Annotated in this window: 14 protein-coding genes; 9 read left to right on the top strand and 5 right to left on the bottom strand. The window is 33.2% G+C overall.

Annotation, left to right across the window (positions count from 1 at the left end; translation table 11 throughout):
* Positions 1-51: 51 nt before the first annotated feature.
* Together CLV33_RS12395 and CLV33_RS12390 are read right to left on the bottom strand one after the other, a co-directional pair.
* Positions 52-1,227 (bottom strand): GlmU family protein, encoded by a 1,176-nt coding sequence (locus tag CLV33_RS12395; RefSeq protein ID WP_105474189.1) that lies wholly within the window; start codon positions 1,225-1,227, stop codon positions 52-54.
* 148 nt (positions 1,228-1,375) lie between these two features.
* Positions 1,376-1,627, bottom strand: a complete 252-nt coding sequence (locus CLV33_RS12390; RefSeq protein WP_042244196.1) for a type B 50S ribosomal protein L31 — start codon at positions 1,625-1,627, stop codon at positions 1,376-1,378.
* Between the two features lie 160 nt (positions 1,628-1,787).
* Between CLV33_RS12390 and CLV33_RS12385 the strand changes: the two genes are divergently transcribed.
* The 7 genes from CLV33_RS12385 to CLV33_RS12355 all read left to right on the top strand — a co-directional run bounded on the left by CLV33_RS12385 (position 1,788) and on the right by CLV33_RS12355 (position 8,830).
* Positions 1,788-2,321 carry a DUF4199 domain-containing protein gene (locus tag CLV33_RS12385; RefSeq protein WP_042244198.1) on the top strand — a complete coding sequence of 178 codons (534 nt, stop codon included), beginning with the start codon at positions 1,788-1,790 and terminating at the stop codon, positions 2,319-2,321.
* A 39-nt stretch (positions 2,322-2,360) separates the two neighbouring features.
* The gene (locus tag CLV33_RS12380; RefSeq protein ID WP_105474188.1) at positions 2,361-3,311 is read left to right on the top strand and encodes a glycosyltransferase family 2 protein; all 951 of its coding nucleotides are present in this window, start codon (positions 2,361-2,363) and stop codon (positions 3,309-3,311) included.
* 100 nt (positions 3,312-3,411) lie between these two features.
* Entirely contained in the window at positions 3,412-5,142 is a 1,731-nt protein-coding gene (locus tag CLV33_RS12375) for a phospho-sugar mutase (protein ID WP_105474187.1), read from the top strand.
* Positions 5,142-6,977 (top strand): ABC transporter ATP-binding protein, encoded by a 1,836-nt coding sequence (locus CLV33_RS12370; protein ID WP_105474186.1) that lies wholly within the window; start codon positions 5,142-5,144, stop codon positions 6,975-6,977. Before CLV33_RS12375 ends, CLV33_RS12370 begins: the two co-directional genes overlap by 1 nt.
* A gap of 304 nt (positions 6,978-7,281) precedes the next feature.
* Positions 7,282-7,824: an RNA polymerase sigma factor gene (locus CLV33_RS12365; protein WP_105474185.1), complete on the top strand. Its 543-nt coding sequence runs from the start codon at positions 7,282-7,284 to the stop codon at positions 7,822-7,824.
* Positions 7,825-7,869: 45 nt separating this feature from the next.
* Positions 7,870-8,373 (top strand): hypothetical protein, encoded by a 504-nt coding sequence (locus CLV33_RS12360; protein WP_105474184.1) that lies wholly within the window; start codon positions 7,870-7,872, stop codon positions 8,371-8,373.
* A gap of 13 nt (positions 8,374-8,386) precedes the next feature.
* Positions 8,387-8,830, top strand: coding sequence for a sensor of ECF-type sigma factor (locus tag CLV33_RS12355; protein WP_146109739.1), 444 nt, complete (start codon positions 8,387-8,389; stop codon positions 8,828-8,830).
* A gap of 31 nt (positions 8,831-8,861) precedes the next feature.
* On the opposite strand, the gene CLV33_RS12350 is transcribed toward CLV33_RS12355, so the two are convergent.
* A complete protein-coding gene (locus CLV33_RS12350; RefSeq protein WP_105474182.1) occupies positions 8,862-10,004 on the bottom strand; it encodes a T9SS type A sorting domain-containing protein in 1,143 nt (380 codons plus the stop codon).
* Positions 10,005-10,110: 106 nt separating this feature from the next.
* Positions 10,111-11,169: a WD40/YVTN/BNR-like repeat-containing protein gene (locus tag CLV33_RS12345; RefSeq protein ID WP_105474181.1), complete on the bottom strand. Its 1,059-nt coding sequence runs from the start codon at positions 11,167-11,169 to the stop codon at positions 10,111-10,113.
* A gap of 244 nt (positions 11,170-11,413) precedes the next feature.
* Here CLV33_RS12345 and CLV33_RS12340 point away from each other — a divergent pair, with 244 nt between their 5' ends.
* Together CLV33_RS12340 and CLV33_RS12335 are read left to right on the top strand one after the other, a co-directional pair.
* Positions 11,414-12,631 (top strand): RsmB/NOP family class I SAM-dependent RNA methyltransferase, encoded by a 1,218-nt coding sequence (locus CLV33_RS12340; RefSeq protein ID WP_105474180.1) that lies wholly within the window; start codon positions 11,414-11,416, stop codon positions 12,629-12,631.
* A 397-nt stretch (positions 12,632-13,028) separates the two neighbouring features.
* Positions 13,029-13,889 (top strand): fructosamine kinase family protein, encoded by an 861-nt coding sequence (locus CLV33_RS12335; RefSeq protein WP_105474179.1) that lies wholly within the window; start codon positions 13,029-13,031, stop codon positions 13,887-13,889.
* Here CLV33_RS12335 and CLV33_RS12330 read toward each other — a convergent pair.
* Entirely contained in the window at positions 13,886-16,087 is a 2,202-nt protein-coding gene (locus tag CLV33_RS12330) for an ATP-dependent DNA helicase RecQ (protein WP_105474178.1), read from the bottom strand. The genes CLV33_RS12335 and CLV33_RS12330 overlap by 4 nt on opposite strands.
* Positions 16,088-16,135 lie beyond the last annotated feature (48 nt).

Here is a 16,135-nt window from a genome sequence, read left to right as displayed (position 1 = left end):
GTAGATTACACAAATATACAAATGTTTAATTTTTAGCACCTTACAACATAATTACTGGCGTCGGTATTTTTTAGTTTCTTCAAAAACGTGTTCTAGAATAGCTTTATCGTCTTCAGAGAATTCTATACCTCGCCTTTGCATTACTACCTTAGCTACTTCAAAAGCTTTCTTGGTTAAATAAGTAGTAAACCCGCTATTACCGCCCCAACTAAAACTGGGTATAAAATTTCTAGGAAAACCACTACCAAAAATATTAGCACTAACGCCTACCACCGTTCCTGTATTAAACATAGTGTTTATGCCACATTTGCTATGGTCGCCCATCATAAGGCCACAAAACTGTAAGCCAGTTTTTGCAAAACCTTCGGTTTGGTAATTCCACAAACGCACTTCGGCATAGTTGTTCTTTAAATTTGAATTATTTGTATCTGCTCCTAAATTACACCATTCTCCAAGAACAGAATTACCTAAATATCCTTCGTGCCCTTTACTTGAGTAGCCAAAAATTACTGAATTATTTACTTCGCCTCCTATTTTACTATAAGGCCCAAGGGTAGTAGCGCCATAAATTTTTGCACCCATTTTAACAATAGAGCTATCACACAAAGCTATGGGACCTCGCAGTAAAGAACCTTCCATAATTTCTACGTGCTTACCAATGTAAATAGGTCCTTTAGAAGCATTAAGGGTTGCAAACTCTAGTTTTGCACCTTCTTCTAAAAAAATATTTTCTGGTGCTATAATGTTGTTACTAGCAGGAATAGGCTGCGATGTTTTCCCTTTGGTTAAAAGTGTAAAATCTTCTTGAATTGCTTCTTCATTTTTTGAGAAAATATCCCAAGTATTTTCTACTTTTAAACAATCTCCACTATATTCTATCGCATCACATGTGTCAAAATCAATATTTTCTTCTCCTTCTTTTGCAAAAAAGGCAATAACATCTTCATCTTTAAAAATAGCTTGATTTTGCTTTAAATCCTTAATCATTTCCACTAATTGCAAATTAGGCAGGTATGATGCATTTATCATTACATTCTCGTCCATTTCAACCATAGGATACTTTTCAGATAAATAATCTTCGGTAACAGTTGTGGTTGTGGTATCTAAAAACGATTCCCATTTTTCTCTAATAGTTAAAATTCCAATACGAATATCGGCAACTGGCCTTGTGAATGTGAATGGAAGTAAGTTGTTTCTCGAAGGACCGTCAAAAAGAATATAGTTCATCTCAAAATTAGAAGTTAGAAGTTAGAAGTTAGAAGTGTTTCACTTTAACTTTAATTAGTTACAACATCAAAAGTAGTTTAAAAACCAACAATAAAAAAAGCCCTTCAAAAAAAATTGAAAGGCTTTACTGTATAGTAATAGCGTTGAGTTATTTTTTAAACTTAGCGTACTTGTTTTTAAATTTATCAATTCTACCAGCAGTATCTACAAGTTTAGATTTACCAGTGTAGTATGGGTGCGATGTTCTAGAAATCTCCATTTTTACAAGTGGGTATTCAACACCGTCAACATCAATCGTTTCATTTGTTGTTGCAGTAGATTTTGTTAAAAACACGTCATCGTTAGACATATCTTTAAATGCTACTATTCTATAATTTTCTGGATGTATACCTTTTTTCATCGCTTTTACGCTTTAAATCTTAATTTTTTAGAGGTGCAAATTTAAGTAATTTTTATAAATTAACAATACTTTTTAATATTTTTTATTTTAGTTTGTAAATGTAACGTTTTACTATCTTTATATACTTATTAGCAAACTAAATAATCAAAATAAAAAAAACATGAAAACATCTTTTAAGTCTAGTGCCGTTAACTATGGACTTTATCTAGGAATTACATTAATATTACTTACAGGAATAGGCTACGCAGTAAGTTTAGATTTATTTACAGAGATTTGGTTTGGGCTATTGTTTTTATTTGTAGTTGTTATAATAGGCATTATATCAATTGCTAAATCTAAAAAACTACTTGGGGGCTTTATCAGCTTTAAAGATGCTTTTTCCTCTTATTTTTTAACATTGCTTGTAGGGGTACTAATTAGTGCCGCTTTTAGTATTATTCTTTTTAACTTCATAGACCCAGAGGCTTCGGTAGAATTACAAGAAAAAATTATTAATTCGCAAGTTGAAAGATTAGAGAGCTACAACGTGCCTTCTGAGGTAATTAATGAAACCGTTGAACAGATGGAAGCTAAAGGAAACATGTATTCTGTTAGTAATGTATTACAATCTATAGTTTGGCAACTAGCTGGTTTTAGTATTGTTGGATTAATAGTTGCCGCAATCATGAAAAAAAGAAATCCAGACGCAGAATAAATTCGTTATTTTTGAATTTTATTAGGCGAAACTATTTCCATGAACATATCCGTAGTAATACCACTACTTAACGAAGAAGAATCTTTAACCGAATTACATGATTGGATTGCACGTGTTATGCAGTCCAATCGTTTTTCTTACGAAATTATTTTTATTGATGATGGCAGTACTGATGGCTCCTGGAAAATAATTTCGGAACTTTCTTTAAAAGACCACAATGTAAAAGGCATTCGTTTTTTAAGAAACTTTGGTAAATCCCAAGCCCTTCATGCTGGTTTTGAAAAAGCACAGGGCGATGTGGTAATAACCATGGATGCCGATTTGCAGGACAATCCTGATGAAATCCCCGAACTTTACAAAATGATAACTTCGGATGGGTTCGACTTGGTTTCTGGTTGGAAAAAGAAACGCTACGATGCTATTATTAAAAAAAATCTACCATCTAAGCTATTTAATTGGGCCGCGAGAAAAACATCTGGTGTTAAATTACACGACTTTAATTGCGGACTAAAATCTTACCGGAAAGCTGTTGTTAAACATATTGATGTTAATGGTGAAATGCACCGTTATATTCCTGTTTTAGCTAAAAATGCTGGCTTTAGTAACATTGGCGAAAAGGTAGTAAAACACCAAGCTAGAAAATACGGAGAAACAAAATTTGGTATAGATAGGTTTATTCATGGTTTTTTAGACCTCATTACCATTTGGTTTTTATCGCGCTTTGGCAAACGCCCTATGCACTTATTTGGCGCACTTGGTGTAATTATGCTTTTTATTGGTTTTGGGTTCGCACTCTATCTTGGTGTAGACAAACTGTTTATTCATACCAAAGGAAGACTAATAACACAACGACCAGAATTTTACATCGCTTTAATTACAATGGTTATTGGTACACAATTTTTTGTTGCAGGGTTTTTAGGTGAATTAATTTTACGTAACAGACCCGATAAGCGTCGTTACTTAATTAAAAACGAGCTTAATTTCTCATAGTACTCACCCTGTTATGTAACTATTTACTTAAAAAGGCTGACTTTTAAATATATACTTTTGCTGCAAATGTGTATTTTTGTCAATACCTTTTAACAATATTATGATACACATAGATCCAAAAATTTTAGAGAGAATAAATACCTGGTTAACTCCAGCCTTTGATACCGAAACGCAACAAACCATTAAAAACGATATTGCTAATAATCCAAAAGACATTCAAGAGAGCTTTTACAAAGATTTAGAATTTGGTACCGGTGGTATGCGCGGTATTATGGGGGTTGGCACAAACCGCATTAATAAATATACACTAGGCAAAAGTACTCAAGGCTTAAGTAATTATTTACACCAACAATTTCCAAATGAAACACCTAAAGCTGTTATTGCCTACGATTGCAGGCATAATAGCCAAACTTTAGCTAAAATTGTTGCTGATGTATTTTCAGCAAATGGTATTCAAGTATTTTTATTCGAGGATTTACGTGCCACACCAGAGTTATCTTTTGCTGTAAAGCATTTAAACTGCCACTGTGGCATTGTACTAACAGCTTCTCATAACCCACCAGAATACAATGGCTACAAAGTATATTGGCAAGATGGTGGACAAATGGTACCGCCGCACGACGCTGCTGTAATTAAGATGATAAATGATATTAATTATGCAGATGTTAAGTTTGAAGCCAATAAGGACTTGATTAATTATATAGGAGAAGATGTAGACGACGTATTTATTAACGCCTCTGTTGAAAACGGAACCGTTGGTGCCACACAAGCCGCTAAAGACGATTTAAAAATTGTTTTTACCTCACTGCACGGAACCTCAATTACAGCAGTTCCCGAAACCTTAAAACGTGCTGGTTATAAACATGTGCACATAGTTGAAGAACAACGCAAACCAGATGGTGGATTCCCTACAGTAAAATCGCCAAACCCTGAAGAACCTGCCGCCTTAAAAATGGCTTTAGAGTTAGCCGATAAAGTTGGTGCAGATATTGTAATAGGAACAGACCCTGATTGCGATAGATTAGGTGTTGCCGTTCGTAATTCTGATAATGAATTACAGCTACTAAATGGAAATCAAACTATGGTTATGATGGTAGATTTTCTATTGAAAAAATGGAAATCTGAAGGCAAAATAAACGGAAAAGAATTTATTGCTACCACAATAGTTTCCACACCTATGTTGAACAAACTTGCCGATGCTTATGGCGTTGAAAACAAAATTGTACTAACAGGCTTTAAGTGGATTGCTAAATTAATTAAAGACCACCCAGAATTAGATTTTATAGGTGGTGGCGAAGAAAGTTTTGGTTTTATGGTAGGCGATTTTGTTCGTGATAAAGATGCCGTAACCTCAACGCTTTTAGCTTGCGAAATTGCTGCAATTACAAAAGCTAACGGTAGCTCTTTCTTCGAAGAATTAATTAAACTTTATGTAGCGCATGGTTTTTACAAAGAAAAATTAATCTCATTAACAAAAAAAGGAATTGAAGGTGCTGAAGAAATAAAACAAATGATGGTTGATGCACGCCAAAACCCACTTAAAGTTGTAAATGGTTCTAAAGTTGTTAAAATTGAAGATTATGAATCTGCTACATCTAAAAACTTAGCAACGGGGGAAACCACATCTATTGATATCCCCAAATCTAATGTTATAATTTATTATACAGAAGATGGCAGCCAAATAGCTTTAAGACCAAGCGGTACAGAACCTAAAATTAAGTTTTACGTAAGTGTAAATTCTAAATTAAATAGTACTGAAAACTTTAAAGCTATAGAAAGCCAATTGGACACTAAGGCCGAAACTATTCTTAAGGACATGAACCTTATTTAATGAGCCATTTTACAAATATTTTAAAATACGCAAAACCTTATAAGCGTTATGCCGCAGGACACATTATTTCTAATGTGTTTTTTGCGTTATTTGGCACACTATCATTTATAGCTTTAAAACCGATGTTGGACGTTATTTTCGATAAAGAAAAAACTGTACCAACTCAAAAACCAGAATATACAAGTTTAGAAAAACTCGCCGATTTTGCAGGAGACTACCTTAATTATCAAATGCATCAATTTACGGGCGGAGATAAATCTAAAGCTTTAATGTTCACCATTGGCTTAATAGTGGTTATGTTTCTACTAAAAAACCTATTTGGCTATCTTGCTAACTACTTTTTGGTATTTTTAAGAAATGGCGTTATTCGGGACATTAGAAACAAGGTGTATAAAAAAACAATAGAATTACCACTATCGTATTTATCAGACCAAAGAAAAGGGGATATTTTAGCTAGGGTAACTGGCGATGTTCAAGATTTACAATACTCTTTTTTATCTGTTTTAGAATTAATTGTTAGAGAGCCCTTAACTATTATTTTCACCATAATAGCTATGGTGTATATTAGCCCTCAACTTACGCTGTTTGTCTTTGTTTTTATTCCAATTATGGGCTTTGTAATATCCAAAATTGGAAAAAGTTTAAAGCGAAAATCAGATCGTGTTCAAAAAGAACAAGGCATGTTTCTGTCTACTTTAGAAGAAACACTTACCGGTTTAAGAATTATAAAAGGTTTTAGTGCTGAAGCTAAGTTTTATGAAACATTTCAAGAATCAACCTCTAGGTTTTATCATTTTTCAAATAAATTATTAAATCGTCAAAATCTTGCTTCACCGGCTAGTGAGTTTTTAGGTATTTGCATGATCTCTGTAATATTATGGTACGGTGGTAATTTAGTATTGAACGACAATAGTAATTTAGCTTTAGATGGAAGTAAATTTATAATTTACATGGGGCTAGCCTATAATATTCTAACGCCTGCAAAAGCAATATCCCGCGGCCTATACAACATTAAAAAAGGTGGTGCTGCTGCCGAACGTATACAGGAAATTATAGACACACCAAACCCTTTAAAAGACAAACCTGGAGCCATTATTAAAGAAGATTTTAACTCTGAAATTAGGTTTAATGATGTTTCATTTAAGTACCAAGACGAATATGTTTTAAAAGATTTTAGCTTAACCATTCCCAAAGGAAAAACCGTGGCTTTGGTTGGGCAGTCTGGTAGTGGCAAATCTACTGTAGCAAACCTTATAACGCGTTTTTACGATGTTAACAAAGGTGAAATTTTAATTGATGGTACCGATATAAAAAAGCTAACCACAAATTCCTTACGCAAACAATTAGGTATAGTAACACAAGATGCTATTCTATTTAACGATAGCATTAAAAACAACCTAAAACTTGGTAATGAAAATGCAACAGATACCGAAGTTATAGAAGCACTAAAAGTTGCTAACGCTTGGGAATTTGTAAAAAACTTACCGCAAGGTATAAACACTAACATTGGAGATGCTGGCAATAAACTCTCTGGCGGACAAAAACAGCGTTTAAGTATTGCCCGCGCCGTACTAAAAAGTCCTCCAATAATGGTTTTAGATGAGGCTACCTCTGCATTAGATACAGAAAGTGAGCGCTTAGTACAAGTGGCCTTAGAGAATATGATGAAAAATAGAACATCTATTGTTATTGCACACCGTTTATCTACCATACAAAATGCCGATGAAATTGTTGTTTTAAGTAAAGGCGAAATTGTAGAAAAAGGTAAACACGCAGAACTTATTGCTAAAAAAGGGGTATACCAAAAGCTAGTAGAAATGCAAAGCTTTGAATAATTTAGTTTCTCAATAAAATTTTGTAAAAAAACAAAAAGGATAGTGATTTGGGCAACTATCCTTTTTTTAAGTTTATGTTAGATTTGGGGACGACTAACATATTAAGTAGGTTTCTGATACAAATTTATATTAAAAATACATACTACACAAGAAAAAAATGTATTTTATCGTATTTATTTGCTTTTTATCGTGTATATATTTGTTAATTGTATGATTATTAAACAATTACAAAAACACATTTCTGATATAAAAATTCATTTTAAACTTTCAGTATATTTATCAGTCTAATTATTAAACCACTTTTGTGACAGACGAAGCGCAGTTAGTAAAAGAGTTACAATCGCAACAGCATAAAGAGAAGGCCTTTAGAGTGTTAATGTCGCTCTACAAGGAACGCTTATATTGGCATATTCGTAATATAGTAAAGTCTCATAACGATGCCGATGATGTGTTACAAAATACGTTTATAAAAATTTATAAAAACATTAATAATTTTAAAGGAGACAGTAAATTGTTTTCATGGATGTACCGTATTGCCACCAACGAGTCTATAACGCATATAAACAAAAATGCAAAACGCTTACAGGTATCTAGTGAAGAGGCGCAAGCATTGGCTATTAACAACCTAACATCTGATGTGTATTTTGAAGGGGACGACATTCAATTAAAACTACAAAAAGCTATAGCTACATTGCCAGAAAAACAACAATTAGTATTTAACATGAAATATTTTGAAGATTTAAAATATAAAGACATGGCAGATATACTAGAAACTAGCGAAGGTGCATTAAAAGCATCGTACCATATTGCAGTAAAAAAAATTGAAGCATATTTAACTAGCGATTAAACCTTTAGCATAAAAAACAGTCCAATAAATGATTGCTTAAAAAACATGAAAAACAGGAAATTACATCATATAAAATCGCACGGATTTAAAGTTCCAAAAGATTATTTTAATGCTTTTGAGGAAAATCTTCTAAATAGAATTGAAGAAGAGGCGCACTTGCCAAAAACCGAAACTGGCTTTAAAGTCCCTAATGGCTATTTTAACGCTATTGAAGATAATGTACTACAAAAACTATCTGAAGAAACTAAAACAAAAGTAATTTCTTTATTTAACAAAAAAACCATTGTTTACATAAGTAGTGTTGCAGCTGCAATATTACTTTTATTTAACCTTTCTATTTTTGAAAAAACACCATCTTTTGATAATTTAGAAACTGAAACTGTTGAAACTTATATTTTAGACGAAAACATAAGTTCTTATGAAATTGCATCACTATTTACAGATACAGAATTAAACGATAATAATTTTGTAGACCATAATCTAGATGCAGAAAACATTGAAGAATATTTATTAAATAATGCTGATATAGAAGCCTTATTAATAGAATAAAACAATAAAAAACATGAAAAAACTACTATGTATTTGCCTACTACTAGTGTCTATAAACGCATGGGCACAAAAAGAGGGCAAAAGAGAGCGTATAAAAGCAATTAAGGTAGCATTTATTACAGAACAACTAAATTTAAGTGAAAAGGAATCTCAAGAATTTTGGCCCGTTTACAATACTTTTGAGGAGAAAACCAATACCATTAGATTTAAAGAAGTACGAGCAATTCGTAAAAAAATTAGAGATAATTTTGATACTATGAGTAATGCTGATGCCAGCACGCTTTTAAACGAGCTTAACGCCGCTGAAAACCGCATGCACGAATTACGCATAGAGTTTTCTAAAAAGCTATTAAATATTATTCCTGCAAAAAAAATAATTCAACTTAAAATAGCTGAAGATGATTTTAGAAGAAAAATGCTTGAGGAATACAAAAAACGAAAAAGAGAGAAGCGCTAACACTTCTCTCTTTTTATTAGTTATTTAGTAATTATTTTTTTACTAATTTTCTAACAACTTTATTACCGCTATTTAGAGAGATATTCATTAAATAAATACCGCTAGACAACTCACTAATATTAATATTCTTTAAAGTTGTAGACATTACTTCTTTACCTAAAGCACTGTAAATTTCAACATTAGTAATGGTTTCTGAAGATTTTACCGTTATATAATCTTGAGACGGATTAGGAAAAACACTTACATTAATCTGTTTTACAATCGGTACATCATTAATACTTAAAACATTATTATAATCGAAAGTAGACCTAATTGTGCTACCCGAAGTAATAGTAAGTATTTTATTTACATACGGGAAATCCTCCAACAAATATTGTAAGCCATTATAATCTGCAAACGGATTTGCAAAATTGCTCATTAATGCAGAGGTATCGTATGTATAAGTTGTAGTTTCAGAAGTACCACCATTGTAAGTTTCTGTTTCAGATATTCTATTTCCATTACCGTCAAGAACATAAGAAATAGTATAATCATCTTCCCAAACACTACCGTTACGTGTTTCTGTTTCAACAAGGCTTATATTATCATTTGCATCGTAGGTAAATATTTCCCTTTCATCCAACTCCCAAACGTTACTACTTGTATTCCATTCTTCATCAACTATTTGGGCAATGGTATTATTAGGATTATAAGTTACGGTAGATCTAAATGAATTCACCCATACCCCTCCTACGAAATCTTCAGTAACGCCACTTGTTAGCAATCCAGATGTGTAGATTAAATTTGTTCTAGCCTCTGGCTCCCATACCCCAGTTCCCCATATAAAATCTTCTATATTTTCTACATCTCCGTTGGCATTGTATGTATAAATTATTCGTTCTGAGTTTTCAAACATGCTATTTACAATATTAAAACTCTGGAAAATTTCTTCGGTAGCTTTATTATTAGCGTTATAGGTGTAAAATGTTTTACCAAACGCTACCCAAGCGTTAGTATCCCAAAAGTAAATGGTCTCTGTTGTTAAGTTTCCATTAGCATCGTATTCATAGTTAAAACCTGTACTGTTTACAAAAGTTCCTCCATTGTAAATTTCGTCTATTCTAGAAAGAAGCTGGTTTTGGCTATAGCTTTGTACAATAAAAAGCAATAAAAGTGAGAGTGTAATTTTTTTCATGAAGTAGTGTTTTAATTTATGTTCAATATAATTAAAATTAGAGACATAAAAAAAATACCCAATACTGGGTAATTTCCTGATTTTCTATAAGTTAAACCTCAACTGCTTACTTAAACGTTAATTTAGAAACACTTCCTTTACCCACAGCATAAGCAACGGAATCGTTTAAAAAGCGAATGGTATAAAACCCCTCATCACTTAAATGTTTCCATGTGCTTCCAAAATCATTGCTGTAATCAATACCACTAAAACCAATAGCAACTAGTGCTTTGGCATTACTATTTGGGATGTATTGCACACAGCTCCTATATCCCGGGTTTTTATTGTTGGCAACCAATTCCCAAGTTTTACCTCCATCTTTTGTTCTTATTTTATTTGCTGAATTTTCATCTGGCTTGGTATAATCGCCACCAATGGCAAAACCATTTAATTCATCGTAAAAATCTATAGAATATATTCCTGTAGTTTCCTTTCCCTGTATAATTGGAGTATCAAAAACTTGCCATGTATGTCCTTTATCTGGAGAATATAAAATTCTACTTGCCACTCCTCCTGTAGCTACCCAAGTATGGGTACCAATTATAGCAATATTTGTATCGCTAGCTGCAAAAGCCGCTTCACCTGCTTTAGTATTTGGTATATCGTCGCAAGACAACTTAGTCCATGTTTCTCCACCATCTCTTGTAATAATAATACTCATGCAATTATCGGTTGGGTCTCCAATTGCAATGCCTTCTTGGTCGTTCCAAAATGCCATGGCATCGTAAAACACTTTTGGGTGGTGTTCTTGATACACCATAGTGTTTTCTCCATTTTTAATTTTATATAATTTTGCTGGTGTTCCTATTGTTAAACCAAATCTGTTTTTACGCGTGTAAGCCAATGCCCTAAAATTATTTTTTAAGCTATCATCATCAATAAAAATTGGGTAAACCACGTGTGCGCCATTATCTTCACTTAAATTAACACTACCGCCGTAACCATTTGATGTTAAAAAGAATACACAGTTTTCGTTTACAATTTCTAAAGCTCTAACATCTAAAAGGGAATCCTGCAATAGCGTTCTAAATTCAATTTTAGAAACGCTTCTTGGTTTAAACTTTTCTTTTTTTTCACAGGAAACAACAGTTAATACAATTGAAATGAATAAAGAAAGATATCTCATAATAAGTGTAGTTTTTATTAGTTCTATCGGGTTATAAAACTCTCCAGCCCCTTTTAAGCGTTATCTAATTCCATAAAAATAGAAAAGCTTTACGAATAAGTCCTTTAAGAATAAAACAAATAAACTTTTAGTGTACCTTTGCAGCCTTAAATACTTAAAAAGTCTGTTTTGGGTTTCCTATTCAAACTTGCATACCGCATAATGAATATTCCCCATTAGAAACTGGACACTGAGAACTAAAACAATGCGATTACACAGAAACCTATGTTTTGCCGTTATAGACGGATTAACACAAATCTTTAACGAAGAACAATACGCCGATAAGGTTATTCAACAACTTTTAAAACGAGATAAACGTTGGGGCGCTAGAGACCGTGGTTTTGTAGCAGAAACCACTTATGATATTGTGCGTTGGAAACGTTTATATGCAGAAATCGCGGAGGTAAAAGAGCCTTTTGATCGCGACAATTTATGGCGCATGTTTGCTGTTTGGGCAACTTTAAAGGGGATAACTTTACCAGATTGGAAATACTTTGAAAACACGCCAACCCGAAAAATAAAGGGACGTTTTGATGAGCTTTCTAAAACTAGAAAAATAAGAGAATCTATTCCAGATTGGATAGACGAGGTAGGTTTAGCTGAACTTGGAGAGGCCAAATGGACCAAAGAAATAGCAATGCAAAACCAACAAGCTGATGTTATTCTAAGAACCAACACCCTAAAAACTACTAAAGAAAAATTACAGAATATACTTTTTGATGACAATGGTATTGAAACCGAATTTATTAAAGGTTACCCATGGGCTTTAAAATTAACAGAGCGCGCCAATGTATTTGTTACTGATGCGTTTAAAAACGGACTTTTTGAAGTACAAGATGCTTCATCTCAATTAGTGGCAGAGTTCTTAGATGTAGCACCAGGCATGAAAGTAGTAGATACTTGTGCAGGTGCAGGAGGAAAAACACTGCATATAGCATCTTTAATGGAAAACAAAGGGCAAGTTGTTGCCATGGATATTTACGAAAGTAAACTTAAAAAACTTAAAATAAGAGCCAGACGAAACGGTGTACACAATGTAGATTTAAAAGTAATTGATTCTACAAAACCCATTAAAAAATTATACAATAAGGCAGACCGAGTGCTGATTGATGCACCTTGTTCCGGATTAGGTGTTCTACGAAGAAACCCAGATGCCAAATGGAAGTTAGAGCCAGAATTTTTAGACCGTATTAGAGTTACCCAACAAGAGGTATTACAACAATATTCTAAAATGGTAAAACCAGAAGGTAAATTGGTTTATGCTACCTGTTCTGTATTGCCTTCAGAAAACCAAAATCAAGTAAATACGTTTTTAAAATCTGAAGCTGGTGCAAATTTTAGCTTAGTAAAAGATAAAACAATATTAGCTCACGAAAATGGTTTTGATGGATTTTATATGGCGTTGCTAGAGCGTAAAACTTAACCAAACTTAAATTTTATAATATTTCTAGACCTCACTGGCTTTAAATTCTGTGAGGTCTTTTATATTGTAACAAGCATAAAATTCAAAATATCAATATTCTATTTTTTTGTCTCGGAATCGCATCTTATGTATCTTGGTTTTATGAGACCAAAAAACGTGGTATTCTTAGGTAAAAGCATTGGTAACTTCATTTCTGGAAACAAAATGGCACAAAGCTTTTTAAAACAAGATTTAATTGATAATTTAGATTAACTACCATTCCCATTGTTTTTTTGTGATGATGTCCTTTTGTTTCATGTGCTCCCAAACCCTTTAGAATTTACATATTGTAAAAACAGAAGGGTTTTATAATGTGATTGTGTAGAACCATTACAAACGAAATAGATAATAAAACGTAATGACAAGTAATTTAAAAAAATACCTCTCGAATTTTATAACCGAAACCATCACCAAAGTATCTTCTATTTCAGGTGGCGATATTTCAAAAGCATACAACATTGAAACTATTAGTAATACTTACTTTTTAAAACTAAACACTACTGCTGATGCATTAAAAATGTTTCAATTAGAAGCTAAAGGACTACGACTGATTGAAAAGACCAAAACCATAAAAACTCCAAAAGTATTGGCTTGCGATATATTTGAAGGTGCTTCATTTTTACTTCTTGAATTTATCGAGTCGAAAGTCCCTTCAGAAAAAGATTTTGAAAACCTAGGTCATCAACTAGCCAATTTACACCAATGCACTTCTGAAAATTTTGGCTTAGATGAAGATAATTTTATTGGACGTTTACCCCAGAGCAACACAAAACATAAGTCTTGGGTAGATTTTTATACGTTTGAACGTTTACTACCGCAATTGCAACTAGCACAACAAAAACATCTGCTTTCTAAAAAAGAATGTCCTGTTGCAGAGCATATAACAACCAAGTTACAGTCGTATTTTGAAGATATTAAACCTAGCCTACTTCACGGTGATTTATGGAGCGGCAATTACTTAATTTCAAAAAACGGCGAACCTTATTTAATTGACCCTGCAGTGTACTACGGGCATAACGAAGTTGATATTGCCATGAGTAAATTATTTGGTGGTTTTAATAGCAGTTTTTACGAGGCATACCAATGTAATTTCCATATTAATGCAAACACAAAAGATAGAGTTGTACTATATCAACTTTACTATTTACTGGTGCATTTAAATATGTTTGGCAATTCGTATTATGGCTCGGTGAGTAAAATTCTTAAAACGTATTTTTAATTAGCCACTTCACTAATAAACTTTATTCTATACAAACGTAGTTCCTCATCGTCGTAATCACCATCAAATTCTTCTATGGCTTCTTGTATACTATCAGTTTCAGACTCCATAAAATAGTCGTGAATTTCTTCTTGCTGATCTTCGTCTAGAATTTCCTCAATCCAATAATCTATATTTAACTTAGTTCCAGAAAACACAATAGCTTCCATTTCTTTAATAAACTCTTCCATAGACATGCCTTTAGAAGATGCTATATCGTCTAGCGGTAGTTTTCTATCAACGTTTTGGATAATATATAACTTGTTTGCAGAGTTACTTCCTGTAGATTTTACAACAAGATCGTCTGGTCGAACAATATCGTTTTCCTCAACATAGTTTGCAATAAGTGCAACAAAGTCTTTACCATACTTTTTTGCCTTTCCATCACCCACACCATGAACGTTACTTAGTTCTGTAAGGTTAATAGGATATTTTAATGCCATATCCTCTAACGATGGGTCTTGAAAAATAACAAATGGAGGCACACCTAGCTTTTTTGCATTCTTTTTGCGCAAATCTTTAAGCATTTCCATTAATTTTTCATCGGCAACACCACCGCCACCTTTTTCAGCGGTAATAATACCTGCGTCGTCATTGCTATCAAACACATGGTCTTCGGTCATCATAAAGGATTTAGGATTTTTAATAAAATCCTCTCCTTCTGGGTTTAGTTTTATAACGCCATACGTCTCTATGTCTTTTCTTAAATAACCAGCCACTAACAATTGTCTCAATAAAGCCATCCAGTAGGTAGCCTCTTCGTGCTTTCCTTTTCCAAAGAACGGTTGCTCATTTGTTTTATGAGAATTAATTAGCGCATTTTCTTTACCAATTATTACGTTTACTAAATCTTTAGATTTATACTTTGCATTGGTACCTTTTACAATATCTAAAAGAATTTTGGCATTATCTTTAGCTTCGGTTTTCTTTTTAGGGTTACGAACGTTATCATCCATATCGCCACCTTCACCTGTTTCGTTATCAAATTCCTCACCAAAATAATGAAGAATAAATTTTCGCCTAGAAATAGAGGTTTCTGCAAAAGCAACAACTTCTTGTAATAAAGCGTGCCCAATTTCTTGTTCTGCAACTGGCTTGCCAGACATAAATTTTTCAAGCTTTTCAATATCCTTATAAGCATAATAGGCTAAACAGTGGCCTTCGCCCCCATCTCTTCCTGCACGCCCTGTTTCTTGGTAATAACTCTCTATACTTTTAGGAATATCGTGATGTATAACAAAGCGTACATCTGGTTTGTCTATACCCATACCAAAGGCAATGGTTGCCACAACAACATCTACATCTTCCATTAAAAACATGTCTTGATGGCTAGATCTAGTTTTGGCATCTAAACCTGCATGGTAAGGCACCGCTTTAACGCCATTTACTTGTAGAACTTGTGCTAACTCTTCTACACGTTTTCTACTTAAACAATATACAATACCAGATTTTCCTTCATTTTGTTTTATAAACCGAATAATATCAACATCTACAGTTTTGGTTTTTGGGCGTACTTCGTAAAACAAATTTGGCCTGTTAAAAGACGCCTTAAATGTGGTAGCCCCAGAAATTCCTAAATTTTTAATAATATCTTCCTGTACTTTTGGGGTAGCTGTGGCTGTTAAACCTATAATTGGAATATCATCGCCAATTCTCCCAATAATATGTCTTAGGTTTCGGTATTCTGGCCTAAAATCGTGCCCCCATTCGCTGATACAGTGAGCCTCATCAATGGCCATAAACGAAATTTTTACTGTACGCAAAAATTCAACATTCTCTTCTTTGGTTAAAGATTCTGGTGCAACGTATAGTAATTTTGTAACACCGTTAGTAATATCTTCCTTTACACGTTTTATTTCGGTTTTATTAAGAGAAGAATTTAAAACGTGTGCAATACCATCTTCATTTGAAAGACCTCTTATTGCGTCTACTTGATTCTTCATTAACGCGATAAGCGGTGACACTACAATGGCTGTACCTTCTTGCATTAAAGCTGGTAATTGGTAACAAAGCGATTTACCACCTCCAGTAGGCATTATCACAAAGGTGTGATTGCCTTCTAAAATACTTTTTACTACTCCTTCTTGGAGTCCTTTAAATTTATTAAACCCGAAATACTTTTTTAGTGCATCGTGCAAATCAACTTTTGCAATAGACATAAAACTTGTAAAATTTGTTAACTAATTAATTATCATACCTTGCTGTTA

Origin of the sequence: Jejuia pallidilutea, assembly GCF_002973595.1 — a bacterium.
Taxonomy (GTDB): Bacteria; Bacteroidota; Bacteroidia; order Flavobacteriales; family Flavobacteriaceae; genus Jejuia; species Jejuia pallidilutea.
Note: the sequence above shows the minus strand (reverse complement) of the source record. Positions and strands in the feature narration are given on the sequence as shown.